Below are 26,527 nucleotides of genomic sequence, written 5' to 3'. Positions count from 1 at the left end.
TCCTGTCCCTAAAGTTTACTTCTCATTACAACAAAAAAAGATCTGTCGCTTTTTGCGTCCGTAAAAGATTGGAAATGCAAGTTCTAGGGGCTAAACGTTGCGTAATGCACCCATAGCCCGGTTTCAAACTTCTCTGCAAACTTGCGCGGATCTTTCACGGACAGGAAAAGTGAACAGGAAAACGACAAGTATTCTGCTTTTCGCCGCAGCTTTCCTTTTGGCACTTGCGCTCCCGGTGATGCCGTCGCTGCTGAACAATAGCGGCTTTTACGGGATGGCGATTGATGAGCCGGGAGAGAACCTGAATGGCTACCAGCCTCCGCAGAACGGACTTTCCGTTATTTTCTTTGGTTATCGCCAGTGCGGAACCGTTTGCCCGGTTCAATTGGTCAATCTGATGGAGTTGAGCCAGCTTTTGGATGGGGCTGAGGTCGAATTCCTGTTTGTCACCCTTGACCCGGAAAACGACACGCCGGAAGTGCTTGACCAGACCATGGAGAGTCTTGGGAAGGTGTTCAGATTCTACCGGCCAGAAACTCACCGGGCCGCTCAAAAACTGGCTTCAGCGTACAACGATTTTGCCGTTAAACAGGGTAGTTCCGAGGATGATCTCATTGCTCACAGCGCACATCTGCATGTAGTGACGGGAGAGTTCCGCAGAAGGCTGGTTTACACAACGCCAGATCTGAATCTCAAGCTGGTTGAACAGGATCTTCGCCGCTTACTAAAAGACAAAAATAGCGAGAGTTCCAAATGATGAGCGCAGTAAACAGTCAGTCTTACGAAGTTGAAATCCGGGAGCGCACCGATCGCCAGATGTTGTTGATCCTTCTGGCTCATATTCCGGTGGTCGGCTTGCTGGTGCCGATGGGCTATGGCACCACTATGTTCGCTCTGATTGCGTCTTTGCTGGTGGGAGGTCTTGCAACTGCCGGCTTCTTTACGATGCGTGGAACAAGGGCCTTGTCGTCACTGTTCGCAATCTGCCTGATGCTGTTCTCGGCCATCATGATCCAGGCGCAGTTGGGTCGCATTGAAATGCATTTCCACATTTTTGCTGCGCTTGCGCTGGTGATCATCTATCGGGACTGGCTGCCCGTGGTGGTCGGTGCTGCCACGATAGCGTTGCATCATGTTGCATTTACAGCGCTTGAACTGGCCGGTGCCACATTGGGCGAGATGCCGATCATGATCTTCAACTACGATTGCAATTGGTCCATTACCTTCCTGCATGCTGCATTCGTGGTTTTTGAGTCTGCAATTCTCGTCTTTTTTGCGATCCAAATGGGGGCAGAGCAAAGGCAGTCGTTTCAGATTATTGACATTATACGGACGTTCGATGCGGATAATGATCTTACCTCACGTCTCGATGGCGCAGACAAGTCCGTCACGGCCAGCTCCTTCAATAACATGCTCGACAGGTTTGTCGAACTCATCGCCCGGCTGAAAGAGCTTTCTGGTCAACTGCGTTCGAACGCTGATGACATGACCAGTGTCAGTGACACAACCACGCAGATTGCCAACGAGCAGCAGGTTCAGACTGATCAGGCGGCCACGGCAACCAATGAAATGTCCGCCAGTATCCAGGAAGTCGCCAGTAACGCGCAGTTGGCGTCCGATGCGGCCAGCAATGCTTCTGCTGCCGCCACCAGAGGTGGTGAGGCCATGGCTAACGCGTCGAAACTCACGGAGTCTACCGATGAAGCTCTTGAAAGCAGTGCTAATCGGGTTGATGAGCTGAGCGAAAAAATCGAATCCATTTCCTCTGTCGTCGGCTCTATCAATGCGATCTCCGAACAGACCAACCTGCTGGCCCTGAACGCCGCCATCGAGGCGGCAAGAGCCGGAGAGCATGGCCGTGGATTCTCCGTGGTGGCGGATGAGGTCAGGGCGCTTTCCCTGAGAACCCAGGAATTTACTGACCAGATTCGGGCTACCGTCGGCGAACTTAGCGACATATCAGAAGCCACCAAGGCTTCGATGGAGATGGGCCGGACCCGTTCTGCCGAGTCAACACGGGCCATGCGAGAAACCGGCGAGGCAATTCGCGAAGTTGAAGCAGCCATCGGCGAGGTTTCGCGAATGAATTACCAGATCGCATCGGCTTCGGAAGAGCAGGCAGCCACGTCGCTTCAGATCAATGAGAATATTCATTCCATCGCCAACCGGAACAACGATGTGGTATCCGAGGCGGAGCGGGTCAGAACCATGGCTTCAGACCTTGAGGCGGTCACCGAAAAACTGAATGAACTGGTGAAGCTGTATCGCATCTAAACCTTCCAGGAACTGATGTCGGAGAGTCGTCCGGCTCTCCGACGTTGGTCTGATATTCACCGCGCTGATGCCGAACATTCACCGGCCCGCGGTTGAACTCTCGTTAATTGCTGCAATAGTTAAAGGTGACTTCACGCTGTGGAGTCCTTTCATCAGGCTATTGCCCGGTATGGGATTGCTTTCCCGGTCGATGCGTTGCTGAAAGGGCTTCGAAAGAGCCTTCCGGAATACGCGGATAACGACGAAAAAGGAGGCACCACATGTCGAACGAAAGTCTCAGTAAAGACAGTCTGAATACCCTTTCCAGCCTGGATGCTGGCGGTAAAACCTTTCATTACTACAGCCTGCCCAAGGCTGCGGACACTCTCGGCGACCTGAATCGCCTGCCGTTTTCGCTCAAAGTGCTGATGGAAAACCTTCTGCGCAATGAGGATGGCACCACCGTGGACAGAAGCCACATTGATGCCATGGTGCAGTGGATGAAGGATCGTCATTCCGACACTGAAATCCAGTTCCGGCCTGCCCGTGTGTTAATGCAGGATTTCACCGGCGTGCCCGGCGTCGTCGACCTGGCTGCCATGCGTGAAGCGGTCAAGGCAGCCGGTAAGGATCCGGCGATGATCAACCCGCTGTCGCCTGTGGACCTGGTGATCGACCACTCGGTAATGGTGGACAAATTCGGCGACGCGTCCTCGTTCAAGGACAACGTAGCCATCGAAATGGAACGCAACCAGGAACGCTATGAGTTCCTGCGCTGGGGCCAGCAGGCGTTCGACAATTTCCGTGTGGTGCCACCGGGCACGGGTATCTGTCACCAGGTAAACCTGGAATATCTCGGCAAGACCGTCTGGCAGAAGGACCAGGACGGCAAGACCATCGCCTACCCGGACACCCTGGTCGGTACCGATTCTCACACCACCATGATCAACGGCCTGGGCATTCTTGGCTGGGGCGTTGGCGGTATTGAAGCGGAGGCCGCCATGCTGGGCCAGCCGGTCTCCATGCTGATTCCGGAAGTGGTGGGCTTCAAGATCACCGGAAAGCTTCGGGAAGGAATCACCGCAACAGATCTGGTGCTTACCGTCACCGAAATGCTGCGCAAGAAAGGCGTGGTGGGCAAATTCGTGGAGTTCTACGGCGACGGCCTGAAGGACATGCCGGTGGCAGATCGGGCCACCATCGCCAACATGGCCCCGGAATACGGCGCCACCTGTGGTTTCTTCCCGGTAGACGAGCAGACCATCAAGTACATGCGCCTGACCGGCCGTGAGGAAGAACAGCTGGAGCTGGTGGAAGCCTACGCCAAGGCCCAGGGCTTGTGGCGTGAGCCCGGCCATGAGCCGGTGTACACCGACAACCTGGAACTCGACATGGGCGAAGTTGAGGCCAGCCTTGCCGGCCCCAAACGCCCGCAGGATCGTGTTGCCCTGAAGAACATGAAGTCCTCCTTTGAGCTGTTGATGGAAACTGCCGAGGGGCCTGCCGAGAACCGTGAGGCCAACCTTGAATCCGAGGGTGGTCAGACCGCCGTTGGCGTTGACGACAGCTACAAGCATCATGCCAGCCAGCCCCTTGAGATGAATGGCGAGAAAAGCCGGCTGGATCCGGGTGCGGTCGTCATTGCGGCGATCACTTCCTGCACCAACACGTCGAATCCGAGCGTTATGATGGCCGCAGGCCTGATCGCCCAGAAAGCGGTCCAGAAGGGAGTGAGTACCAAGCCCTGGGTCAAGACATCGCTGGCGCCGGGTTCCAAAGTCGTCACTGACTATCTGAAAGTGGGTGGCTTCCAGGACGATCTGGACAAGCTCGGCTTCAACCTCGTCGGCTATGGCTGCACAACCTGCATCGGCAACTCCGGGCCTCTGCCGGACGCGGTAGAGAAAGCCATTAGTGATGGTGACCTGACCGTGGCCTCGGTGCTCTCCGGCAACCGGAACTTCGAAGGCCGTGTGCATCCGCTGGTGAAAACCAACTGGCTGGCATCGCCGCCCCTGGTGGTTGCCTATGCGCTGGCGGGCAACGTGCGCCTGGATCTCTCAAAAGATCCGTTGGGTAACGACAAGGATGGAAATCCGGTGTACCTGAAGGACCTCTGGCCGAGCCAGCAGGAGATCGCTGAAGCGGTGGAGAAAGTGAAAACCGACATGTTCCGCAAGGAATACGCGGAAGTCTTCGATGGCGACGCCACCTGGAAGTCCATCAAGGTGCCGGAAAGCAAGGTGTACGAGTGGTCTGATAAATCCACCTACATCCAGCATCCTCCGTTCTTCGAGGGTCTCAAGGAAGAACCGGACGCGATCGACGATATCAAGGATGCCAACATACTGGCACTGCTGGGCGATTCGGTGACCACCGACCACATCTCACCAGCCGGTTCCTTCAAGCCGGACACCCCTGCCGGCAAATACCTGCAGGAACACGGTGTTGAGCCGAAAGACTTCAACTCCTATGGCTCTCGCCGGGGTAACCACGAAGTCATGATGCGCGGCACCTTTGCCAATGTGCGTATCAGGAACGAAATGCTCGACGGCGTGGAAGGCGGTTACACCAAATTCGTGCCCACCGGCGATCAGATGGCGATTTACGATGCCGCCATGAAGTATCAGGAGCAGGGTACGCCGCTGGTGGTCATTGCCGGCAATGAATACGGTACCGGCTCAAGCCGTGACTGGGCGGCCAAGGGCACCCGCTTGTTGGGTGTAAAAGCCGTAGTGGCCGAATCCTATGAGCGCATCCACCGCTCCAACCTGATCGGGATGGGCGTGATGCCACTCCAGTTTCCGGAAGGCACGGATCGCAAGAGCCTCAAACTCACCGGTGAGGAAACCATCAGCATCGAAGGCCTGTCTGGCGAGATCAAGCCGGGACAGACCCTCAAGATGACGGTGAAGTACAAGGACGGATCCACGGAGACCTGCGAGCTTAAATCTCGCATCGACACCGCCAACGAGGCCGTCTACTTCAAGCATGGCGGCATCCTCCATTACGTGGTGCGGGAAATGTTGCGCACTGCCTGAGTGGACAGGGTGAAATGGCATAGCGGGCGGCCGCTATGCCGAATTCAAGAGATCAATGAGAGAAACGAGAGAGACATTATGACCGATCAACCGTTTCTGACCGACGTGAAAACCCTCAGAGAGCGGGCCCGCAAGCACATCGAAGAAGGAGCGCTTACCGAGGGCTACGGTGCCAACCGCGACAATGTCGTGAAAATCCTGAATGAGGCGCTGGCAACCGAAATTGTCTGCACCCTGCGTTACAAGAGCCATTACTTCCGTGCCGATGGCATCAACGCCAATGTCGCTGCCCAGGAGTTCCTGGAGCATGCAGACCAGGAACAGCAGCACGCCGATTGGCTGGCCGAACGTATCGTGCAGTTGGGTGGGAAACCGAACTTCTCGCCCGAAGGTCTTTTAACGAGGTCCCACGCCGAGTTCGTTGAGGGCGATACATTGCGGGAAATGGTAGTGGAAGATTTGGTGGCGGAGCGGATTGCCATCGACAGCTACCGCGAAATTGCCCGTTATCTGGGCGATCAGGACCCGACATCACGGCGGATTATCGAGGAAATCCTGGCTCAGGAAGAGGAGCACGCCGACGATATGGCGGGCTTGCTTGAAGGTCTGGACAGCTGATTCATCGTGCTTTCAGCATACCGTTTGCGAGCCGGGGGCCCTATTGAGTCCCCGGCTCCGCGAGCGGCAAGGTGATCCAGAAGCAGGCGCCAGATCCCTCTTCGGATTCGAAATCGACCTCACCGCCCATTGCCTGCATCAATTCCCGCGTAATCGCGAGGCCCAACCCGGTTCCTTCCTTTGTCCTTGAAGAGGTTGAGTTCGCCTGGGCAAACTTCTGAAAAATTCTGTCCCGGAAACTCTCAGGCACACCAGAACCCTGATCCCTGACTTCAAGCTTTGCCTCATCCCCAGATTTGGACAAATCCACCATAACGGCAGCACCGGCCGGGGAAAACTTGATTGCGTTTGACAGAAGATTTGTTATGGCCTGGGTAAGCCGAACAATGTCGTAGTTGGCATACAGGTCTCGTTCCAGGACATTCAGTTGCACCTCGACGCCTCGCTTTCTGGCCATCGGCTGGATCTCTTCGATGGCTGCTTCGGCTGCTTCATCCAGTCTCTGGACAGAAGCGTCGAACGTCACGTTGCCGCTGACCAGCTTCTCTATATCAAGAAGATCGTCGATAAGATGCCGCAGTTGTTTACTGTTGCGCTGGGCAATAGCAAGCATCTGCCCGGTTTTCTCGTTGATTGGACCGGTTGCGCCGCCAAGGATCAGCCCCAGAGAACCGGATATTGAGGTTAATGGTGTTCGTAATTCATGGCTGACGGTGGAGATGAACTGGTTCTTCATTTCATCGATTCTCTGGCGTTCATCAACATTGGTGATGTAACCGTGCCACAGGATGCTGTCATCGGGCAGAGCCTCCGGTTGTGCCAGTCCCTCAACCCAGCTCCAGCCACCGGTATCCAGGCGCACTCGGTACCGGAGCTGCCATTGAGAAAGGGCCTGTGCAGATTCCTCAATCGACTTGAGCACCCCGGGAAGGTCATCAGGGTGTACCCGGGCTATGGCTTTGTTGGCGTCGATAGCCGCTTCTTCGGCGTCAATCCCATAGATCTCTTTAATGCCCGGGCTGGTGTAAGGAAAACTGCTGTGTCCGTCAGGCCACAGGCGGTATTGGTAAAGCATACCGGGCGCCTGGGTTACCAGTTTGTTCAGGGTTTCTGTGCGCTGGACGCGATAAAGGGTATCGGCCACCCAGTCTGCAAAGAGGGTGACGAACATCTCCTCTGTTGCGCTGAACGGGCGATGTCTGGGCGAGTGCGACGAGAAGTTTACGGTTCCAAAGATTTCGCCGTCGATCCAGATAGGCGCTGCCAGATACGTCTCCAGCCCGAAGATCTCGTAACACGGGCGGTTGGTGAATCCGGATTCGGCCATGTTTTGAATGGCAAACAATTTATGGCTGGATTCGAGGAGCAGGGAGCAATAGGTTTGTTCGAGGGGTAAGGTCGTGCCGTTTTCGATCGGGTTAGTGCCACGGGTGAAATGCCAGTGGATGGTATACACCGTGTCGGTGACCCGGCTGACAATGCCGGTTTCTAGACCCAGGTAGTCGCAGGCGATCCTCAGGGCTCTCGCCGCTCGCTCATCGGTGTCACCGGCAGAATCCAGCACAATCTCCGTCAGCACGTTGAGTGCTCGGGTACGATCCTCGGAGTGGTCCCGGATTGCACCGATCGAAAACTCGCGTTCCACGAGACCTGCCAGATCTCTCAGTGTCGTCTTGTCTTCCTCCGAAAAAAACCGAGGCTTTCGATCGATAATACACAGCGTTCCTACTCTGTGGCCCTGAGGATCATGAAGCGGTGCACCGGCGTAAAATCGGATATTAGGGTCACCGGTTACCAGGGGGTTGTCATGGAATCGCTCATCGTTGAGTGCGTTCTCGATCACTAGCGTTTCTTCGCTCAGAATCGCATGACCGCAAAAGGAGATATCCCGGCCGGTTTCCGTTGCGCCCAGTCCTTGCCGTGACTTAAACCATTGTCGGTCCTTGTCAATCAGGGAAACGAGAGCAATTGGAGCGTCAAGAGTTCGCGCGGCGAGCCGAGTAAGTCTGTCGAACCTTTCTTCAGGCAATGTATCCAGAAGCGCCAGCTCATTCACGGCTGACAGTCGGTGGGATTCGTTGGGCGGGAACTCAGGCGTTTTCACGCTCGCCTCCAGCTTGCGAATGGTTCGACTTTGCCGCAGGTAACTCAACCCAGAAGTGGGCTCCCTTGTCGTAATAGTAGCCCACTTCACCTTCCATGAGCCTGGACAGTTCCCTCGTAATCGCGAGTCCAAGGCCTGTTCCGGCTTTGGCGCGATCGGTTCCTGATTCTGCCTGCTCGAATCGTTGGAACAGACGGGCTTCGAATGCTTCCGGAACGCCTTCACCTTCGTCCGCAACAGTGATTCTTATCTGTCCATCCGATGAAACGGAGGACCGTATACGTACGGAGCTTCCGACCGGTGAAAATTTGATAGCGTTGCTTATGAAATTATCCAGTATCTGCCGCAGCCTTACGGGGTCAGCGACAATTTGATGGTCTTCAGAATCATCCGGTTCAAGCAGAACACGATAATGATTGGCCATGGCGTTATTGCCCTGACAGGCACCAATAACAGCCCTTCGGGCACTCAGCTCTTGCGGGTAAATGGGCATCCGGCCGGCGACCGTCTTGTTGAAATCCAGCAGGTCTGATATCAGGTGCTGCAGCTGTTCGCTGTTCCGGAAGGCCACATCAGCCATCGCCGAAGCTTTGGGCGGCAAGTCGCCTGCGGCGCCGGAACGCAGTAACTGCAGAGAGCCATTGATAGAGGTGAGTGGGGTTCTCAGTTCATGGCTTACCGTGGAGATGAACTCGTCTTTCAGGCGGTCGAGCCCTTCCCGTTCCTTCATCAGGGTATTGAACGCCGCAGCCAGATTACGGATTTCCGGAGGGCCCGACTCGGAGACGCGTCCCGAGACCGAACCATCACGGGTCATGCTCCGTATTCTTCTGGACATAAGCTCAAGGGGGCGGGTTGCGGCGCGCGTGAGGGCCAGCGCTGCTGCCGCAAGCAGCAACGTGGCAAATACACTTGCCATCAGGAATTTCCGGAAAGATGCCCAGGCAGGTTGGGTGGCGGTTTCATAGGGGACGGCCCGTAGAAACATCCATCCCACCCGTTGGAGATGTTCAGTGGCATAGATCCACTTCTGGCCATCTCTGTCTGTTACCACGCCCGAGGTAACGCCTGAAAGGGCTGCGTCGATGATCAGATCCTCTCCCGGTGTCGGAAGCTCTGGCATGGGGGTGTTTGAGGCTAGCGAATCCACCTGAATGAAGCGTTCAGTGTCGATGACCTTGAACAATGCATTTCGGTTATTGCTTGAGGAAGAAGGGATCAGGTCGGATTGCTCAAGATTGATAATGCCGCCTGCAAAGCCCAACAAGTCCCCTTCGTCGCTTTCGATTGGTGCCAGAAACGAAAGTAGTGGGAGACCTGTTCTACGCCCGATGATCGGGCTGCTGATCACCGGTTTGCGGGTGGCGATCGCTCGTCTGAAGTGACTTCGGTCGGCGTAGGAGGTGCCGATCCGTCCTGGAACGAAAATATTCTCCGCGATGGCGACAGCATTTGCGTCCATCACGGTAAGTCCCTCACCGAAGTAGTTGCTGAGAGAGGTTTGGCGACCCAACAGGTTGTCCATTCGACGTTTGGAAATCAGTTTTTCGCCGTCGGTGAGCGTGGCTGCGAGGGCTTGTAATGCTGAAATGCGTGTTTCCAGGGAGCGGTTGACCTCGTCCGCCAGGCTTCGTGTTTCGATTAACTGTTTTTGTGTGAGTACCCGCTCGAAATCCCGAAGCAGTTCGGTGTAGGCGGTTCCCAGCAGAATCAAAACTGTAACGGCGCTGGTAAGAACGGTTATCAGGGCAATGCGGGTACCGAGGGACAAACTTTTCAAAGTACTTCCTTGGAGCAATAGCCTTGCGGCCCGGAACGTGATTTCATTAGAGTCGAGAATAGTGGATTTAATCAGTGCGGCAAACTGTTTTTGCCGGGGGAAAGTGAGTGGTTTCGCAGTCCGATAATAGTGTCTCGGAGAAGTTAGAAGCTTTGAGAGCCAAATTTCTCGAGAGAGCTAACAATGATCTTCGGGAGCTGAGCGCCTACGCTGATCAGGCTCGTGCTGGCAAGTTATCTGCAGAGGGGCTCATCCGGTGCTATCAGTCTTTGCATCGACTTGCCGGATCGGCCGAGACTTTCGGTCTGCCTGAACTGGGACAGCAAGCCCGTCTGCTCGAAAAGAAGCTGAAAAGCCAGGCAGAAGAGTTGGGCGCGGCTTCCGGTATTCACCAGCAGTCTATCCAGGTTTCTGATGGCTTTGCCGACGGTATCGATTCCCTGGCGGGATTGGTGGAAACGAATTCCGGGAAGTCGCCTGTTTCCGCTCCTGATAAGACGGTTTCAACCGAACAACATCGTGTTGATGGCAGCCATGGCAGTCATGGCATGCAGGTGCGGATCATTGTGGTGGACTCCGACAGGACTGGTGGTGTTGGTTCGTTGTTGTCTGAGCTGGCACGCTACGGGTTTGTTTGCCAGTTTGTAGACGTGCACGACGAAGAAGCTTTGCGCAGTTCAGCCAGGGAAAGTGGCAGCGCTGCTGCCGTTCTTTGTTATGACTCCGTTTTGCCTGTCGTCATACCGCATTTGAAAAGCCGGGGAGGAACAGGCTCACGGCGCCGGCTGCCAGTGGTTGCTGTCGGTAACGATGACTCCTTTGCGAACAGTTACCAGGTTGCGAAAGCAGGTGCCTCAGCTTACTTCGCTGCCCCAATTGATGTACCGGAACTGGCTGAACGCATTGAGTCCCTGGCTGTGGAGCGCAGTACTGGCGTGAACGGCCGAGTCCTTATCGTGGAAGATGACGAGGAGTTAGCGGAGCACTATTGTCTGGTTCTCCGGGCCGCCGGCATTGAGGCACGATCTCTGACCGAGCCCGAGCGCCTGATGCCGGAGCTCTCTGCCTTCCAGCCGGACATCGTCCTGATGGATGTCCAGATTGGAGATTACTCTGGGGTCACCCTTGCTCGCCTCATTCGTTTCGAGTCCCGTTGGCTGAGTCTGCCAATCATTTATCTCTCTTCGGAGGACAACCCGGACGATCAGCTGGAAGCCCTGTCCAAAGGGGCTGACGAGTTTCTCGTGAAGCCAGTCTCGGATGATTACCTCGTCCGCTCAGTTCGTATTCGGTGTTACCGCGCCCGTCAGCTATCGGATCTGATGAATCGTGACAGCCTCACTGGGCTGCTCAAGCACTCGTTGATCAAGCAGGAATTGGAAAAGGAATTGGCCCGTTGCCGCCGTCTTGGACACCAGTCCAGTGTCGTGATGATTGATCTGGACTACTTTAAGCAAGTCAACGATACCTGGGGCCATCGCTACGGCGATATTGTGATACGGGCGCTTGCAAATCTGTTACGGAATCGCCTGAGAGAAACGGATATGATTGGCCGCTACGGTGGTGAGGAGTTCATGCTGGTTTTGCCGGATTGTTCGGTGCAGGCAGCGGCAAAACTGGTCAGTGGCATCTGCGAGAGCTTTTCCGAGCTGACCTTTCCGGTTGGTGAAAAAAGCTTTCATGTCACGCTCAGTGCCGGGGTCGCAGGCATCAATGACTTCGAAAGTGGAGAGTCGGCCCTGGAAGCAGCAGATCAGGCGCTTTATCGCCGCAAGCGTGGGGGTCGCGCCGGGGTTACAATTCACGACGCGCAGTAATGATGGTGTTTTCTACATATTGGGTGGTAGTCGTTTGAAAGCGCTAATCCTGGAAGATGATGATCTGGTATCCGAACTGCTGGAGACAGTGGTTGCCGGGATATACCCGGGCGCTCTGGTTAAAATCGCAGAAACCCTGGACGAAGCTTATGAATGTGTAAGGGCCAACACGTTCGATCTCTTCATTACCGATTGGAATTTGCCGGATGGGGCCGGGCTTGATCTTGTAAAACAGATTCGAAAAACAGATACCGACGTGCCCATCGTCATGGTCTCAGGGCGATCAGATCGTGATTCTGTGCTACAGGCCGCTCATTTTGGTATCGACGGATACATGACCAAGCCGTTCGACGTGAAGCAGTTGCACGAGCGTCTGGTGAAAGTACTAAAACCTTCGCAGACGAGCGTTCCTGATGTTTCCGAATTGCTTGAGAGCTCGCTGGAAGAGGTTGTTCAGTTGCCATCCGATGTCGATCCCGCAGATGTTCTCGAACTGATCAGCCGTCAGGAGGATTTGTCACCGGCGCAACTGGCTGAGCGTTGGCGGGAAGAGGCGAGCATAACCGCAAGGTTGATGGATGTAGCCAATAGCACGTCCTTTCGACGCACGGGCAAACCGGTAGAAAGCCTGAGAGATGCCATTTCCTCCATGGGTGTAGCCCTGACGCTTAATCAGGTTCTGGCACTCTCTCTGGATGTGTCTGGCAAGCTTAAGCACGAGGTGCTGAAGGAGTTGTCCAAGACGCACTATGATGCCGCGCTTCAGGTTGCTAAAAAGGCCCAGGGCCTGGCCATTAAACTGAAAAAGCAGCCGGTGTCTCTGCAGAAAGCCGGTTTGCTGAGCCGTGTCGGCGAGTTGGCGGTTCTTAAAGTTCTCAACGATTATATTGCGCTGGGTGGCACCCTCGAGATGCCTGAAGCGGAGCAGCTGGTGCGCAAATGGGCCCAGGGCTATGGCAACCGCCTCAAAGTGCAGTGGCGCTTGCCATTACGAGTGAGGGAGTTGATCGGGGCCGTCCACTTTTTGCCAACGGACTCCACCCAGGAGGATAGACTTATCATGCGCGCCGCAGCTATGTTGGCCGCTGGCAGTGATCGCTCCGAAGAGTGCCAGCGGCTTCTACGGCGTCTGGGAATTGATACAGAAGCGCCAGTGAAGGATTGACGACATGACAGCAGTCAACAGTCCCTCAATCTCTCGGGTAATGTACGTTGAGGACGACCCGGACATCCGAGCGATCGCTGAAATCGCCCTTCAGGATGTTGGTGGTTTCGAAATCGCGTTGTGCGAGTCCGGCGCCGTTGCTGTCGAGACCGCACCGGGATTTGATCCTGAACTTATCCTGTTGGATGTGATGATGCCCGGTATGGACGGTCCGACAACGCTCAAAGCCTTGCGAGAGCTCGATGGTATGGCCGATGTTCCCGTGATATTCATGACCGCGCGGCTGCAGAAGTCGGAAATCAGAGAATACCAGGAACTGGGCGCCCTGGGCGTGATCCCAAAACCATTTGACCCAATGACCTTGTCTGAGCAGATTGCAGAGATCGTGCAAGGTGCGCAGTGGTAAAGCAGGGTTTCTTCACTGGCGGTGGAAAGGTGCGAGTGAGTGTAATTTCCGGTAGTCTGGCGAGCCTTGAGTTCTGAATTTTAAATGAGGTATCCATGTCTTCCTCCCAGTCCCGGGACGAACTGAAAGCCAAGCTGAATCTTGAGACTTCTCGCATCCGCTGGCATGAACTGCAGACCTACTTTGCGAGGGGACAGGTCGTCAGGGTGTCGCCGGACCTGGATCTGCTTGAAGTGGCGACTGAGTTGGCGGCGGATAGCAAAGCTCGTTTCGAGCAGTGGATGAACGATGGTCGCGTTGGTGAGGTTGCGCCGGACACCGCGCAGGATTGGTATGATCGCAATGCGGAACTCTGGGCGGTCGTCATCGCACCCTGGGTTCTCGTGCAGGACAGGTCAGGGCATGTTCTGCACTGACAGCACGGCATCATGAAGCTCCACTATTTCCACGGTCGTAGCCCGCTTCGGCATCTTGTCATGCTGAAAGACGGCCAACGCATCGAGCTGCACATCCGGCCAGCCGGCGGCGGCCATTGGGGCCTGGTAGCCCTCTCTGGCCCTGATCAGGGGCGGCCGGATGGACAGTTCTGCCGTGGGCCCTGGCCAACCCAGGCCCGGGCTGAATCGGTTCTCAGAAGCGTCGCCGGCAGCATGATGGGCAAAGGCTACGAGCCGAAGCCCGGAGATTATGCGGTCTGGTCCGTTACCGCCCAACGTCTTGCCCGCACCATCGGAGTTCCGCAGGGTGAACAGGCCGGCCCGGATGCCGACCCCGACCAGTTCAAACCCCTGACCAGATAACCCCCTTTTCGTTTCGAGGACGCCATGCTGACTGGAGCCTTGCTCATTCTTGCTCCCCTGTTTCTGGGTTTTGCCATCGCCCTGGAAAACCGCCGGGCCATGACGGTGATCCATTATACGGTGGAAGGACTGGTTTACTTCATCCTGTTGCTGCTGGGCCTGGGGCTTGGCCAGATGGAGGGCCTGGCGGCGCAACTGGGTGGCATGGCGACTCAGGTACTGGCGCTGGTGCTGGTGCTTTTCGTAGCCAACATGTTTGGGCTCTGGATGTTCCACCGCTGGCAGCCAATGTCTGTCGAGCGGGTCGAGGGCAATGCCAGCCCCGGATACCGCCGGCTTTTTCTGGCCGGCCTGAAACCCCTGGTGGCGGTTATTGCCGGGCTGCTGGCCGGTTATTACCTGTTGCCGGACATGCCCATGGCGGAACAGCTGGCGACGTGGTCTCTGATGTTGCTGCTGTTTCTTATCGGCCTGCAGTTGCGTAATGCCGGGCTTTCGCTGCGCAAACTTCTGATGAATCGTCAGGGGCTCGGTATCGCGCTGGCTCTGACGCTCAGTTCCCTGGTGGCCGGTGGCCTGTTGATACCCTGGCTTGGGCTGCCCTGGCACGACGCCCTGGCTGTTGCGTCCGGGTTTGGCTGGTACTCGCTGTCCGGCATTGTCATAGGCGAAGCCCTGGGGCCAGCCTGGGGCGGCGTGGCCTTCCTTAACGATGTGCTTCGGGAAATCGTCGCGTTGGCCATCATCCCCCTGCTGATTGCCAACAGGCCGGCGATGGCCATTGGTTATGGTGGCGCTACCGCCATGGACTTCACCCTGCCGGTTATCCGAAGCAGTGGCGGGCTGACCTGTGTTCCGGTGGCGATTGCCTCCGGTTTCTTGCTGTCTTTTCTCTCGCCGGTGTTGATGGGGGTGTTCCTGTCTTTGGGATAAATTGACGCGGTGCAATGCAAGTTGCGGTTTTACGGGTAGTATGTGAAACAGTAAACTATCGTTTATTGACAAATGTTAATGTCTTTACCCGGTCCGGAGCCTGATGCAACGCCGTGAATTCCTTGGTTTATCGATAGCAGCCGGACTGTCCGCGGCGGGATTGCCGGGTTGCAGCGATTCCGGCCCGCTGAGGTTCGGTATTCACCCCTGGATCGGCTACGAGCCACTGTACCTTGCCCGTGATTTCAACTGGTTGCCGGATACGGTTGCGCTGGTGCCGGGCACGTCTGCCAAAGACTCCATGGAAGGCCTTCTTTCAGGGGCGCTTGATGGGGCGGCGCTGACTCTGGATGAAACCATACGCGTCTGGTCGAGAGGGCTGGAATTGGTTGTGGTTGCTGTCGCTGATGTGTCCGCCGGCGCCGATGTTCTGATGGTCAAGCCATCAATCACCGAATTGACAGCCCTCAAGGGGCAGCGGATTGCGGTAGAGCTGGACGGTGTCTCCGGCGTTATGCTGTTTAAAATCCTCGAAGTCGCGGGGCTCGGTCGCAGCGACGTGATAAAAGTGGATTTGCCGGTAAGCCAGCATGCACAAGCCTGGTCCCGCGGTGAAGTGGATGCTTCCGTGTGTTATGAGCCAACAGCGTCACTCATAGAGAGCGCCGGAGGCGTCAGGCTCTTCGATAGTAGCGACGTTCCGGAAACCATTTTCGATTTGCTGGTGGTGACCCGGAAAACAGTCGAGAAAAACTCCAGTGCGGTTCGCGACCTGGTGACCGGACATTTTACCGGCCTGCAGCATCTGGTGCGTAGCATGCACGACTCGGTATACCGGATTGCCACCCGTCAAGGGATCAGTCCGGATGCGGTCCGAACGGCGCTGGGAAGCGTTATGCTGCCGGATCTGGCCGCAAACCAGCGTTACCTCAGGGCAGCCGGACCCATCGAAACCAGGGCCGGATCCCTGTCTCGCCTGATGCTGGCAGAGGGGATGATTGATCAGAATCCGGTCATCCAGCGCTTGTCAGATTCTTCGTTTTTGCCGGCGAGGGTCTCTTGAACATTCGCCGGTTTGCTGTCTGTCTTTGTTTTCTGTTTGCCACGGAATTTGTGGCGATGACATCAGCCAATGCTGATGAAACACTGACTCTGGGCGTATTCGCCTACCGCCCGGATGACGTGCTCCGGGAACGCTACCAGCCTTTGACCGACTACCTGACCCTAGAAACCGGCATCCAGATAGAGCTCGAGATTCTCAGCCAGGAGAATATGAGTCGGGCGATCGCCGCCAACCGGCTGGATTTTTTTCTTACCAATCCCAGCCATTTTCTGCTGATCCGAAGCGAACGCAGTCTGACCGGCGTTCTGGCGACTCTGGTCAGGCGCTCCGGCCAGTCTGCGACCGGCAGTCTTGGTGGCGTGATCTTTACCAGGGCCGAGCGCGACGACATTGAGCAGCTCGCCGATATTCGTGATAAGACCATTGCCTCACCCGGCGTTCATTTCCTCGGGGGCTACCAGACCCAGGTTCTCGAGCTGATGGATGCCGGTATTGATATCCGCAGAGTGAATCTGATCCGGTTTATGGGCACCCACGACCGAGTGGTTCGTTCGGTTCTCTCCGGAGATGCCGATGTTGGCTTTATCCGAACCAGCATTCTGGAGCAGATGGCGCAGGAAGACCCTGATCTGTTTACCAAGGTGAAGGTTCTGAACCGTCAGCGGCTGGCGGGTTTCCCCTACGTTGTTTCAACCCGTCTATACCCGGAATGGCCCCTGGTGGCGCTGCCCCATGTAAACGAGCGGGCCGTCCGTCGTATCGCGTCGGCGCTTTTTGCCATTGAGCCGGAAGACGAGGTGGCGCGGTCAGTCGGCATTTCGGGTTTTTCGCCGCCTGCAGACTACCAGTCGGTTGAGTATCTGGCGCGCACTCTGCGGGTGCCGCCCTACGACCAGGTGCCCCAACTTACCTGGGTGGATGCGTTGCACCAGTATCGGCTCTGGGTCTTTACCATTCTGGTGTTGCTCATGTTGCTGGTGGCATCGTCGCTCTGGCTGGGCAAGAGCAAGCGGCAGCTGGCCGCGGAACAGAGGCGTCTGCGCCAGCTTATCCGGGGTTGGCCACAAGCTGCATTGCTGATCCGCGGTGGACTTTTCATCGACACCAACCGGGCTTCTGTTGACCTGCTCAGGTACACCTCCAGTGAATCACTGGTCGGCAAGGATCTGGCGGTCTTTTCGCCGGAATTCCAGCCAGACGGGCAGATTTCCCGACAGAAAATGGCGCCCATGCTGGCCCGGGTTTCGGCGGGTCAGGTGGAACAGTGCGAATGGGTTCTGAATCGCTCTGACGGCACGGAGATCTGGGTGGAGCTTACCATGGCGCCCGTCCACACCGAGGACGAACCGGAAGCTCTGATTCTTTGCTCCCTGTATGAAATCACTCTCCGGAAACACGCGGAACAGCGGCAGCGGCTGGCGGCGAGCGTCTTCGAATACGCCCGCGAGGCTATTTTCATTACTGATAATCACGGCATCGTGATTGATGCCAACGATGCGTATCTGGCGATAACCGGCCGGCCCCGCAATCGGGCAATAGGAAGACTGCCACCCCTACCGGTGGAGGAAGGCAGTGGTATTTTCGCCAGTGCCCGGTCTCAGGGCTTCTGGTCCGGAGAGTTTGCCAGCAGACGCAATGATGGCGAGCCGATTACCTTGTCGGTAACACTGAGCAGTGTTCGTGGCGATCATGGCGAAGTCTCGCATTTTGTCGGTATTTTCAGTGACATCAGTCGGCTTAAAGAGCAGGAAAGAAAGCTCCGGATCATGGCCCATTACGATGCCCTGACCGGAATGCCTAACCGGGTTCTGTTTGCCGACCGATTGCAGCAAGGCATGGCTCTTACCCGGCGTCAGAGCGGCAAACTGGCGGTGGTTTATATTGATCTGGACGAGTTCAAGCCGGTAAACGATGCCTTCGGTCATGAGGCGGGTGACCAGTTGCTTGTCGAGGTGGCCGCCCGTATGCGTTCGGAACTCCGGCAAGAGGATACTCTGGCGAGGCTCGGTGGTGATGAGTTTGCGGCCATCGTGATGAATGTTCAGGACGACGCATCTCTTGAGACCCTGTTGGTACGTCTTTTGGCGCGGGTGGCAGAACCTGTCTGGGTTGCCGATCACAGCGTCGAAGTTTCAGCCAGTATCGGCTACACGCTGTTCCCGCAGGCAGAGGATCTGGACGGCGACCAGCTCCTGCGCCAGGCCGACCAGGCCATGTATCAGGCCAAGCACCGGGGCCGCAATCGCTATGTCCGATTCTCTGATCCATCTTCCTGATAGCAGCCGTTGAACCACTCTATTCCGAGCTGTCCGCGGCTGTCAGCGTTCTCAGGCGAGGAATTTCCTGACATCAATCTTGTAGGTTTCCGGATCAACGGCTCGCAGAATCCGGTCCTGTGTGCCCGGTTTCGCGAGATCGAGGGTATCTACTGTGATCGGCATGCGGAATTTGGTGTGGTACATAACGCGCACAGTCGGCAGCCTCTGGTCACTTTCATTGGCTTCAACCACGACGCCAAGGCGACCACTTTCCAGAAGCACCAGCGAACCCACCGGGTAAAGGCCCAGGCACCGGATAAACTGTTTGACCAGACTGGGATCGAGGTGAGTGCCGCTCCACTCCAGAAGCTTCTTCAGACCCTGTGTTGGTGTCATACCCTTGTGATAGACCCGGTCTGCGGTGATGGCATCGTATACATCGCTGATCGCCACCATGCGACCGTATTCCGAGATCTCATCACCCTTCAGGCCCTCTGGATAGCCTGTGCCATCGAGGCGCTCATGGTGCTGAGCGGCCGTGATGACGGTGAGCTCACCAATGCCCTCTGTGGTAGCCAGAATGTCCCGTGAATGACGGGCATGGAGTTTCATCACCTCGAACTCTTCGGCAGTCAGGCGGCCGGGTTTGTGCAGTATCTCGTCGGGTGTAAGGATCTTGCCCAGGTCGTGGAGCAGGGCGCCAACGATAGTCTGGTGCAGAACGTCAGACGACAGGCCACGATGGTTTCCGAACAGGGACATCAGCACACTCAGGTTGACCGAGTGTTCCAGAAGATAATTGTCCTTTTCCCGGATGCGCCCCAGGCAGCTTAGTGCGTTGGCATTCCTGAGCACGGAGTGTTGCAGTTCGTCCGCCAACTGGTGGATGGGCGCCACATCAATAGCGCTGCCCACCTTGGCGTGGTTCATGAACTCGCCCACCAGCCCCTGGGCCTGACTATGGATCTGCTGCGCAATCACGATTTCTTCCGCAAGCGGAACATGCGGCCGCAAGCCCGGCGTCAGTTCACCCGCCTTTTGCAGGGCCGACTCGTTCCGACGATCCACTTCGGCGGCCGTTTCCGAGTCCTGGGAATCGAGGCCTTTTGAAGCGTCGATATAAACGAACTCCACCCCCATCCGGCGGATTTTCTCGATGGTTTCCTCTTTTTTGATAACACCTCGCTTGCGCTGGGTGTTGTGGGGAATCCAGTCGTTGTTCAGGTCGGTTATGTACATGCCGACCTTGAGTGCGGAAATGGGGACGCGCTTGATCATTCGCCGGGGAAAAACGTCCTCAGGCTGTTTGCGTAAGTCTTACCAATCACCTCGTCCAAGGGAAGTTCTTTCACCTCGGCGATTTTTTCGGCGACAAAAGGCAGGTAAAACGGTGCATTTTCCTTCCCGCGGTAGGGCACCGGGGTCAGGAAGGGTGAATCGGTTTCCAGCAGGATCTGCTCGATCGGCGCCATACGCACGATGTCACGCACGTTCTCCGCCTTGTTGAACGTGGTGATGCCGTTGAAGCCCAGGCACCAGCCCTGATCCAGGGCATAACGGGCAAGCCCGGGGCCGGACGTGAAGCTGTGAATGACGCCACGGCGCTTGAGGGTGGTCTCAAACTCGCCCAGGATCTCGATGGTATCCTCGTCGGCTTCCCGGCTATGAATCACCACGGGTCTGTCTGTGTCACAGGCGATCTGGAGCTGGCGCCGGAACACCTCGCGCTGCACGTCCCGGTCGGCGTTGTCGTAAAAATAGTCCAGCCCGATCTCGCCCACCGCAACGATCTTCTCGTCCCGGGCGTGGGCACGGATTTCGGCTTCCACGTCATCAGAATAGCTTTCAGCGTCGTGGGGGTGGATGCCCTGGGTGCCATACACCCAGGGCGCAACCTGGCTGAGTTCGCGTACTCTGGCGAGGTTGTCCGGGGAGACCGCGATGGTGATCACTTTCTCGATATTGACCCCTCGTGCCTGCTCCAGGGTTTCCTCGAGCGGACGGTCCTTGAGGTAATCCAGGTGACAGTGGGTTTCAATGATCGGGTGATCAAATACGGGAATCTCGCGACGTTTTTTACTCATTGCCGGGTACTACACTCCATCGCAACCTGCAAACAGGCTGCTATTCTGTGAATTCGGGCTCACAAGTTTACCAGCTTGTACGATTGTTGACCTGTATTACCTCCATAGGGACTTGCACGGAGTAATTTGATGAGGTTGTCGGCGTTTACCAGTTCGTTTCTTTATGAACCCGGGAAACCGAGATTCCGGGATTACCCGACTTTTCTGGATGGCGATGACACCACCCTGCCAGGGTTGGAAGCCAGTCTGGATCAGATTGGTGAATATCAGCGCCGGCTCTGGGCAAACCAGTCCAGGGCGGTTCTATTGGTTACCCACGGCCCGGACACCAGCGGAAAAGACAGCCTGATCCGTACTCTGGCAACCTACGCCGACCCCGCTGGTTTCCATGCCTGGTCGTTCAGCCGGCCCAGGGGCGCCGAAACCCGCCATGACTTTCTCTGGCGGGTAACGCCGTTTCTGCCCGGATTTGGCCAGATGGTCGCTTTCAACCGCAGCCATCATGAAGCGGTGATCGCCGAGCGGGTTTGGCCGGTCCACGCGCCTGAAAGCTACAACTGGCAAAACCGTTACCGCTCCATCCGGAACTTCGAGAATCATCTGGTGGAAGAGGGCACCACGGTGATCAAGATCTGGCTCAACCTGTCTGAGGATGAGCATCGCCAGAGGCTTCTCAAGCGTCTGGACAAGCCGCGCAAGCGCTGGAAGTTTGATCGGTCCGATATCGATGGCTGGGAAAAACGCAGGGAGTACGAAGCGTTTGCCGAGGAAGCCATTGCCGCGACCCATACAGAGCAGGCACCCTGGTTTATCGTGCCGGGAGATCGGAAGCCCCAGGCGCGCCCGATTGTCGCAGCCATACTGGCTGAGCAATTGCAGAATCTGGCGCCGGAATATCCGAAAGAAGATGAAAGCGTTTTGAAAGAGTACCGGCGTCTGCTGGCGAAAAGCGGCGTGAAATAAACACAGGGGAGGAATGCATGCACATTGCTGTTGTTGGTGGCGGCGTGGTGGGAATGACCACCGCCTATGAACTGAATCGCCGGGGCCACCAGGTGACGGTGCTGGAACGTCATTCAATGGCCGGCAACGAGACCAGCAAGGCCAACGCGGCCCAGCGATCCTATGGCGTGGTGTATCCCTGGGCCGATCCCGCGATTGTGTTCAAGGCCATCCCCTGGATCCTCAAGCAGGATGGCCCCCTGAAGCTACGCTTCCCGCCGTCTGTGGAAACACTCAAGTTCATGTTCGCCACGCTCCGTTACGCCTGGTCGCCAGGGCTGTTCGGGTTGAATCGCCGCGCCATGTTGCGCCTCGGTATCCACAGCCGGGAGCGATTCCTGGCGCTTGAGAAGGAGCTTGATCTGTCCTTCGATGGCGACCACCAGGGTCTGCTGCACCTGGCGAGCACACCGGAAGCGCTGGAAGGCTACCGGACGACCCATGAATTGCTGAACGAACTGGGCATCCCTTCCCGTTTGCTCACACCCGAACAGGTGCGCGACGCCGAGCCCGGCATGGTTGGCAATGGTCCGCTTTATGGCGCCCTGAGCTATGACACCGACGGAACCGGCGATTGCCACAAATTTTCCCGGGAACTCGCTAAAGTCTGCGAGGCAAAGGGGATAGTGGTTCGTTACAACGTGGAAGCGGAAAAGCTGATTGCCGATGACCAGAGGGTCAGCGCAATTTCAGTCAGAAACAGCGATGGAGTCATGGAAGCCCTGGAAGTGGATGCCGTGGTGATCAGCGCCGGCTGCTGGTCCAACCACCTAGTTCAGCCCCTGGGCCTCGAACTGCCCATCTATCCGGTAAAAGGTTACAGCCTGACGGTCCCCATGAAGGACCCGGAACGAGGCCCCGCTTCCACCATTCACGATGACAACTACAAAGTGGTTTCTACTCGTCTGGGCAATCGATTACGCGCCACAGGGTTTGTCGAGCTAGCGGATTTCAACAGAGACATTCCGGAGGCGAGGCTGGCCACGATCCGAAAATCGGTGGAGTCCCGGTTCCCCGGCTGCGCCGATCTCGACGCCGCGGAAACCTGGACCGGCTTCCGCCCCATGACCCCGGATGGCCCTGCGATTATCGGCCGCGGTCCCCGAGACAACCTCTACCTCAACACTGGCCACGGCACCTTCGGCTGGACCCTGTCCGCGGGCAGTGCCGATGTCATCGCCCAGGTAATCGAAGGCGAGGAGCCGTCCGTTTGCCTGGATGCCTTCCGCCCAGGAAGATTCCAGGAGTAGGCTCAATACCCCGGTGCGCGCAAAAGGCCCGAGAGCAGGGCGGATAGCCCCTCCCGGGATCGTCGAAAACATGGATGTTTTCGTCGAGCGTACATGGACGTATTCACAGCGTATCCCGGGAGGGGCTATCCGTCCTGCTCCGCCTCGGAATTCGAGCGCGACTGAGATCTGCAATCCACAGCGCGCTCAATGTTCGAACACAGCGTATGAACAAACCCGATATCCCGATCAGACAACAAGGGCAAACGCTCGAAAACCCACTGGGACAGTTTTCCCTCAGGCGGTGTGTCCAGTTCCGGTAGCAAGGTTTCGAGTCGTCCACGAAGCGCGCCAAGACGATGTTCACCTGCGGGCTCAATCTGGCTCTCCGTAGCGACCGATAGTCCGGACATTTCCCAGGCATAGAGCATCACCGACTGGGCAAGGTTCAGGGAGGGGTAGGTGACCTTCATGGGGATGCCGGTTAACAGATCGCAGAGCGCCAGCTCTTCATTGGACAGCCCGCGATCTTCCCGGCCAAACACCAGTGCTGCGGTTGCCACGGACGCACCCTTCGTGGCCAGAACCTTCCGCAGATCTGAGGGGCCGTGCCAATCCTGGCGCTGATGCCGGGTCTTGGCGGAGGTCCCCATCAGCAGGTCTACGGAGTTTCTTACCGCAGCCAGATCGGGGAAAATGCGCGCATTGTCCAGGATATGGTCGCTGCCATGGGCCAGCCAGTGGGCTTCCGGGCGGGTGTGCAGATCGGAATTGACCAACCACAGTTCGCCGAAGCCCATGGTGCACAGCGCACGGGCGGCTGCACCGACGTTTTCCGGAACCTTGGGTTCAACAAGTACAAAGGCCAGTTGCATGACGTTACCTCCGGCGGCGAGTTTACACCACGGCGCGGAATCTTTTTACCAGCATTGGCAGCAGCTGAACGACTGGCTGGTACAGCATTCCGAGTTTTGGCAACCGGCGCCGTTCATGACGCCGGAGCCTGCCTGGGCGCGTCGTTATCCGGAACTGGCCGCCATGCTGGCGGAACTAACCGATGGGGAATGCCAGCACTTGGATGGCAGCCCGGTTGAGTTGGCGGCTCGGGTTGCCTCATGGTTGCCGTCCCTCGACCGTTACGCCGACATGGTTCAACTGCCGGAGCTGTTACCGGCACCCGAAAAGGCATCAGAGGCGACTCTCCCGGAAATCCGGGCCACGGATATGCCCGGTCGGAAACGCCTGCAGTCGGGCGCCTATACGGCGGCACTGACACCGCTGGAACACCCCGCCCTGGACTGGTGTTGTGGTAAGGGCCATCTGTCCCGGACGCTGGCGCCGTTTTGCCCCAGTGAGATACAGGGTTTCGAGTGGAATCCGGAGCTGGTGCGCGATGGCAACCGACTGGCACAACAGTTCGGAGATCCAGTGTCGATCCGCTGCCAGGATGTCATGGCGGAGGATTTGTCGCTTCCCAGCCGTCACCACGGTGTTGCACTGCATGCTTGTGGCGATCTGCACCGACAGTTGCTGAAACGAGGCAGTGAAGCCGGGTTGCCAAGATTGAGCGTCTCGCCCTGCTGCTACCACCTCACCGAGATGGAACACTACCGGCCGCTTTCCCAGCGAGCGGCAAATTACCAAAAGACGCTGCAGCCGAGCCGGAACGATCTTCGGCTTGCGGTTCAGGAAACCGTGACGGCACCGGCCCGGGTGAGGGAACAGACCCGCCTTGTCAGCCAGTGGCGCCTGGGATTTGATGGTCTGCAGCGGCAACTTCGTGGGTGTGATGAGTATCTGCCGGTTCCTTCGAATCCGCCCCGCCTTTTGAACAAAGGCTTTCCCGCCTTTTGCCGTTGGGCGGCGGCAAAAAAACAGCTGCGATTACCCGATACGGTGGACTTTGATCACTGGCAGGCGTTTGGCGTGCAACGGCTGGCCGAGGTTCGCCGCCATGAGCTGGTCAGGCATCTGTTCCGGCGCCCTCTGGAACTCTGGATGGTGTTGGATTACGCGCTTTTTCTGGAAGAACAGGGGTACAGGGTCAGGCTGGGGCATTTCTGCGACCGTTCACTGACACCCCGCAACCTCCTGCTTGATGCGGTCAGGGTTTCCGGTACTCAACCCGTTCAACACAGCCATCCCTGAAATACACATAGGTCAGCTCATAGAGCGCGCCATAATAGCGGGTCTGGTAGATCCAGACTTCCTGGGGGCTGGTGTAGGTTTCAGGAGGGTTGCCGAAAGCACGGCGCACGTTGTCCCGGGTCATGCCCCGCACCACCTGCTCGCGAACCAGATAACGACGCAAATCGGTGGAGTTGATAAAACGGCATGTGCCGGCCTCTTTTTCTTGTTCTGACTCTTCGATCTGTTCTTCTGGATCAGGGGACTCCTGCACCGGGAGGTTCTGATTGAAACTGCCGCCAATGCGGTTATCCCGTAGCTCAAGCGATTCAGCATTCTCGCCGCAGGGCTGGTCCGAGAACACCGTATTGCCGTCTTTTTCGCAGCGAAAAACCTGGGACTGCGCCGGCACTGCCAGAACAGAGAGCGTGAAGATCAGTGCCATGGCTCTGAGCATCGGTTCCTCGCATTTTTGCAGAAACAAAAAAGGCGCCCGAAGGCGCCTTTTCAAACCACTCAGGTAAAACCTTAAATTAACGGCGAACCTGAATGCGCGCTTCAACCCGGCGGTTGGCAGCTCGGCCGTCCGCTGTGTTGTTGGACGCGATCGGCTGCTCCTCACCATAACCTACGGCTTCCACTCGTGCCGGATCAACACCCAGAGGCCCGGTCAGACGGCCGGCAACTGCTTCAGCGCGACGCTGCGACAGGAACTGGTTGTAGTCCGCGTCGCCGCGGCTGTCAGAGTGACCGGCAATCTCCACGATGGTTTCCGGATTTTCTTTCATGAAATCAGCAACACGACTGATTTCACTGTCGTAGGCGTTCCCAATCACAGAGCTGTTGGTCGGGAAATTCACTTCGATGGTGAAAGTCTGGATGGTCTCAACGACACCTTCACAGCCGGATGCATCCACGTCTGCGCCAGCGGTGGTGTCCGGGCACTGGTCTTTGCTATTGACCACGCCGTCGTTATCGCTATCCAGTTCACAACCACGGCTGTTAACTTCCGCGCCGCGCGGTGTGTCTGGGCACTGGTCACGACTGTCGGCCACGCCGTCGCGATCCGAATCCGGCTCGCAGCCATTGCTGTCAACGGTTGCGCCAGCCGGGGTGCCGGGGCACTGGTCCCGTGAATCCGGCACGCCATCACCATCTGCATCTGCCGGACGCGCAGGCGCCGGAGAGGCTTGCGCCACGGTGCGGGTAAACGCGAAACTAATGCCCAGAGAGACCTGAGTGTCGAAGGTGCTTTCATCAATGCCGTGGAATTCACGGAGGTCACCGCGCAGTGATACGGCGTCGCTGATGTTGTAACGGAAGCCGGTACCCACGTTCACTCGGGTTTCGTCATGGTTGCTGCCCGCAGTGCGAACGCCACTGTTGTCCGAACCAAAGTCTGCATGGCCTGCGCCCAGAGACACGTATGGGTTCCAGGCTTCGTCCGGCCCTGCAAAGTAGTAGGTACCGTCAACCCGAACTTCATCAAATTCCGATTCGCCCGGCACGTATTTGCGGTCTGCATCGGCACGTGAGTAAAGCGCCTCCACCGACCAATGAGGACGGAAGCGGTATTCCACACCAACGCCGAAGGTGCCGGTTTCGCTCAGATCGCGTTTGTCGTCAAACAGCTGAAAACCTGCAAACGGGTTGATGTAAACGGTTTCCTGACGATCGGCCATGGCCGGGGTTGCCAGGGTAGCGGCCAATACAGCCGCGGAAATCGGACGCATGACGTTCATGCAGAACCTCCTGTTCATTGTCGTTGTGGTACCGCACTTCCTCATGATAAGTGCTTGTATACCCGGAATTTAGGCCAGTAGGCCAAAAAAAACAAAAAAATGATA

At 57.0% G+C, this 26,527-nt stretch carries 22 protein-coding genes; 15 read left to right on the top strand and 7 right to left on the bottom strand.

All coding sequences use genetic code 11. From position 1 onward, the window contains the following. Positions 1-97 precede the first annotated feature (97 nt). From BM035_RS05525 to BM035_RS05510, 4 genes are all read left to right on the top strand, one after another. Positions 98-757 carry an SCO family protein gene (locus tag BM035_RS05525; RefSeq protein ID WP_227507839.1) on the top strand — a complete coding sequence of 220 codons (660 nt, stop codon included), beginning with the start codon at positions 98-100 and terminating at the stop codon, positions 755-757. Continuing rightward, on the top strand, positions 754-2,274 hold the full coding sequence (locus BM035_RS05520; protein WP_092030591.1) for a methyl-accepting chemotaxis protein: 1,521 nt from the start codon (positions 754-756) through the stop codon (positions 2,272-2,274). The genes BM035_RS05525 and BM035_RS05520 overlap by 4 nt, the downstream gene beginning before the upstream one ends. A gap of 260 nt (positions 2,275-2,534) precedes the next feature. Next, on the top strand, positions 2,535-5,294 hold the full coding sequence (gene acnA / locus BM035_RS05515; RefSeq protein WP_092030589.1) for an aconitate hydratase AcnA: 2,760 nt from the start codon (positions 2,535-2,537) through the stop codon (positions 5,292-5,294). Positions 5,295-5,372: 78 nt separating this feature from the next. Beyond that, positions 5,373-5,912: a ferritin-like domain-containing protein gene (locus BM035_RS05510; RefSeq protein ID WP_008173036.1), complete on the top strand. Its 540-nt coding sequence runs from the start codon at positions 5,373-5,375 to the stop codon at positions 5,910-5,912. Positions 5,913-5,952: 40 nt separating this feature from the next. Here the strand turns inward: BM035_RS05510 and BM035_RS05505 are convergent, their stop codons facing one another. Together BM035_RS05505 and BM035_RS05500 are read right to left on the bottom strand one after the other, a co-directional pair. Beyond that, positions 5,953-8,016: a GAF domain-containing protein gene (locus tag BM035_RS05505; RefSeq protein ID WP_254775382.1), complete on the bottom strand. Its 2,064-nt coding sequence runs from the start codon at positions 8,014-8,016 to the stop codon at positions 5,953-5,955. Then, positions 8,003-9,796, bottom strand: a complete 1,794-nt coding sequence (locus BM035_RS05500) for a cache domain-containing sensor histidine kinase (protein WP_092030588.1) — start codon at positions 9,794-9,796, stop codon at positions 8,003-8,005. The genes BM035_RS05505 and BM035_RS05500 overlap by 14 nt, the downstream gene beginning before the upstream one ends. Before the next feature lie 152 nt (positions 9,797-9,948). Here BM035_RS05500 and BM035_RS05495 point away from each other — a divergent pair, with 152 nt between their 5' ends. The 8 genes from BM035_RS05495 (at position 9,949) to BM035_RS05460 (ending at position 18,256) form a co-directional block, all read left to right on the top strand. Then, positions 9,949-11,613 (top strand): diguanylate cyclase, encoded by a 1,665-nt coding sequence (locus BM035_RS05495; protein WP_254775380.1) that lies wholly within the window; start codon positions 9,949-9,951, stop codon positions 11,611-11,613. A gap of 34 nt (positions 11,614-11,647) precedes the next feature. Continuing rightward, complete coding sequence (locus tag BM035_RS05490; protein ID WP_254775378.1) at positions 11,648-12,778, top strand: response regulator; 1,131 nt, start codon at positions 11,648-11,650, stop codon at positions 12,776-12,778. A 4-nt stretch (positions 12,779-12,782) separates the two neighbouring features. Beyond that, positions 12,783-13,184, top strand: a complete 402-nt coding sequence (locus BM035_RS05485; RefSeq protein ID WP_092030585.1) for a response regulator — start codon at positions 12,783-12,785, stop codon at positions 13,182-13,184. Positions 13,185-13,279: 95 nt separating this feature from the next. After that, complete coding sequence (locus tag BM035_RS05480) at positions 13,280-13,600, top strand: DUF2288 domain-containing protein (RefSeq protein WP_092030583.1); 321 nt, start codon at positions 13,280-13,282, stop codon at positions 13,598-13,600. 12 nt (positions 13,601-13,612) lie between these two features. After that, positions 13,613-13,984 carry a PA4575 family protein gene (locus tag BM035_RS05475; protein ID WP_092030581.1) on the top strand — a complete coding sequence of 124 codons (372 nt, stop codon included), beginning with the start codon at positions 13,613-13,615 and terminating at the stop codon, positions 13,982-13,984. 24 nt (positions 13,985-14,008) lie between these two features. After that, a complete protein-coding gene (locus tag BM035_RS05470) occupies positions 14,009-14,917 on the top strand; it encodes a lysine exporter LysO family protein (RefSeq protein WP_092030579.1) in 909 nt (302 codons plus the stop codon). Positions 14,918-15,020: 103 nt separating this feature from the next. Continuing rightward, a complete protein-coding gene (locus BM035_RS05465; protein WP_092030578.1) occupies positions 15,021-15,980 on the top strand; it encodes an ABC transporter substrate-binding protein in 960 nt (319 codons plus the stop codon). Between the two features lie 56 nt (positions 15,981-16,036). Continuing rightward, positions 16,037-18,256: a PhnD/SsuA/transferrin family substrate-binding protein gene (locus BM035_RS05460; RefSeq protein WP_254775376.1), complete on the top strand. Its 2,220-nt coding sequence runs from the start codon at positions 16,037-16,039 to the stop codon at positions 18,254-18,256. Positions 18,257-18,307: 51 nt separating this feature from the next. On the opposite strand, the gene BM035_RS05455 is transcribed toward BM035_RS05460, so the two are convergent. Then, positions 18,308-19,516 (bottom strand): HD-GYP domain-containing protein, encoded by a 1,209-nt coding sequence (locus tag BM035_RS05455; protein ID WP_092030574.1) that lies wholly within the window; start codon positions 19,514-19,516, stop codon positions 18,308-18,310. After that, a complete protein-coding gene (locus BM035_RS05450) occupies positions 19,513-20,322 on the bottom strand; it encodes a TatD family hydrolase (protein ID WP_092030572.1) in 810 nt (269 codons plus the stop codon). Before BM035_RS05450 ends, BM035_RS05455 begins: the two co-directional genes overlap by 4 nt. Before the next feature lie 129 nt (positions 20,323-20,451). Here BM035_RS05450 and BM035_RS05445 point away from each other — a divergent pair, with 129 nt between their 5' ends. Beyond that, complete coding sequence (locus tag BM035_RS05445) at positions 20,452-21,285, top strand: polyphosphate kinase (RefSeq protein WP_092030570.1); 834 nt, start codon at positions 20,452-20,454, stop codon at positions 21,283-21,285. Positions 21,286-21,302: 17 nt separating this feature from the next. After that, positions 21,303-22,574, top strand: coding sequence for a D-amino acid dehydrogenase (locus BM035_RS05440; protein WP_092030568.1), 1,272 nt, complete (start codon positions 21,303-21,305; stop codon positions 22,572-22,574). Between the two features lie 125 nt (positions 22,575-22,699). On the opposite strand, the gene BM035_RS05435 is transcribed toward BM035_RS05440, so the two are convergent. Further along, a complete protein-coding gene (locus BM035_RS05435) occupies positions 22,700-23,428 on the bottom strand; it encodes a tRNA/rRNA methyltransferase (RefSeq protein ID WP_008173009.1) in 729 nt (242 codons plus the stop codon). On the opposite strand from BM035_RS05435, the gene BM035_RS05430 reads away from it, so the two are divergent. Next, on the top strand, positions 23,427-24,701 hold the full coding sequence (locus BM035_RS05430) for a methyltransferase (protein WP_092030567.1): 1,275 nt from the start codon (positions 23,427-23,429) through the stop codon (positions 24,699-24,701). The genes BM035_RS05435 and BM035_RS05430 overlap by 2 nt on opposite strands. On the opposite strand, the gene BM035_RS05425 is transcribed toward BM035_RS05430, so the two are convergent. Next, positions 24,658-25,164: a DUF4124 domain-containing protein gene (locus BM035_RS05425; RefSeq protein WP_254775375.1), complete on the bottom strand. Its 507-nt coding sequence runs from the start codon at positions 25,162-25,164 to the stop codon at positions 24,658-24,660. The genes BM035_RS05430 and BM035_RS05425 overlap by 44 nt on opposite strands. Positions 25,165-25,213: 49 nt before the next feature. Further along, positions 25,214-26,422 (bottom strand): OmpA family protein, encoded by a 1,209-nt coding sequence (locus BM035_RS05420; RefSeq protein WP_092030564.1) that lies wholly within the window; start codon positions 26,420-26,422, stop codon positions 25,214-25,216. Between the last annotated feature and the right edge of the window lie 105 nt (positions 26,423-26,527).

The sequence above is a fragment of the Marinobacter sp. DSM 26671 genome, assembly GCF_900112835.1.
Lineage (GTDB): Bacteria > Pseudomonadota > Gammaproteobacteria > Pseudomonadales > Oleiphilaceae > Marinobacter > Marinobacter flavimaris.
Note: the sequence above shows the minus strand (reverse complement) of the source record. Positions and strands in the feature narration are given on the sequence as shown.

Excerpts from the sequence above, each read along its gene's own strand:
- BM035_RS05455 (WP_092030574.1), bottom strand. The coding sequence starts at position 19,516 with ATGATCAAGCGCGTCCCCATTTCCGCACTCAAGGTCGGCATGTACATA.
- BM035_RS05485 (WP_092030585.1), top strand. The coding sequence starts at position 12,783 with ATGACAGCAGTCAACAGTCCCTCAATCTCTCGGGTAATGTACGTTGAG.
- BM035_RS05460 (WP_254775376.1), top strand. The coding sequence starts at position 16,037 with ATGACATCAGCCAATGCTGATGAAACACTGACTCTGGGCGTATTCGCC.
- acnA (WP_092030589.1), top strand. The coding sequence starts at position 2,535 with ATGTCGAACGAAAGTCTCAGTAAAGACAGTCTGAATACCCTTTCCAGC.
- BM035_RS05445 (WP_092030570.1), top strand. The coding sequence starts at position 20,452 with ATGAGGTTGTCGGCGTTTACCAGTTCGTTTCTTTATGAACCCGGGAAA.
- BM035_RS05465 (WP_092030578.1), top strand. The coding sequence starts at position 15,021 with ATGCAACGCCGTGAATTCCTTGGTTTATCGATAGCAGCCGGACTGTCC.
- BM035_RS05470 (WP_092030579.1), top strand. The coding sequence starts at position 14,009 with ATGCTGACTGGAGCCTTGCTCATTCTTGCTCCCCTGTTTCTGGGTTTT.
- BM035_RS05520 (WP_092030591.1), top strand. The coding sequence starts at position 754 with ATGATGAGCGCAGTAAACAGTCAGTCTTACGAAGTTGAAATCCGGGAG.
- BM035_RS05475 (WP_092030581.1), top strand. The coding sequence starts at position 13,613 with ATGAAGCTCCACTATTTCCACGGTCGTAGCCCGCTTCGGCATCTTGTC.
- BM035_RS05510 (WP_008173036.1), top strand. The coding sequence starts at position 5,373 with ATGACCGATCAACCGTTTCTGACCGACGTGAAAACCCTCAGAGAGCGG.
- BM035_RS05435 (WP_008173009.1), bottom strand. The coding sequence starts at position 23,428 with ATGCAACTGGCCTTTGTACTTGTTGAACCCAAGGTTCCGGAAAACGTC.
- BM035_RS05480 (WP_092030583.1), top strand. The coding sequence starts at position 13,280 with ATGTCTTCCTCCCAGTCCCGGGACGAACTGAAAGCCAAGCTGAATCTT.
- BM035_RS05430 (WP_092030567.1), top strand. The coding sequence starts at position 23,427 with ATGACGTTACCTCCGGCGGCGAGTTTACACCACGGCGCGGAATCTTTT.
- BM035_RS05450 (WP_092030572.1), bottom strand. The coding sequence starts at position 20,322 with ATGAGTAAAAAACGTCGCGAGATTCCCGTATTTGATCACCCGATCATT.
- BM035_RS05420 (WP_092030564.1), bottom strand. The coding sequence starts at position 26,422 with ATGAACGTCATGCGTCCGATTTCCGCGGCTGTATTGGCCGCTACCCTG.
- BM035_RS05440 (WP_092030568.1), top strand. The coding sequence starts at position 21,303 with ATGCACATTGCTGTTGTTGGTGGCGGCGTGGTGGGAATGACCACCGCC.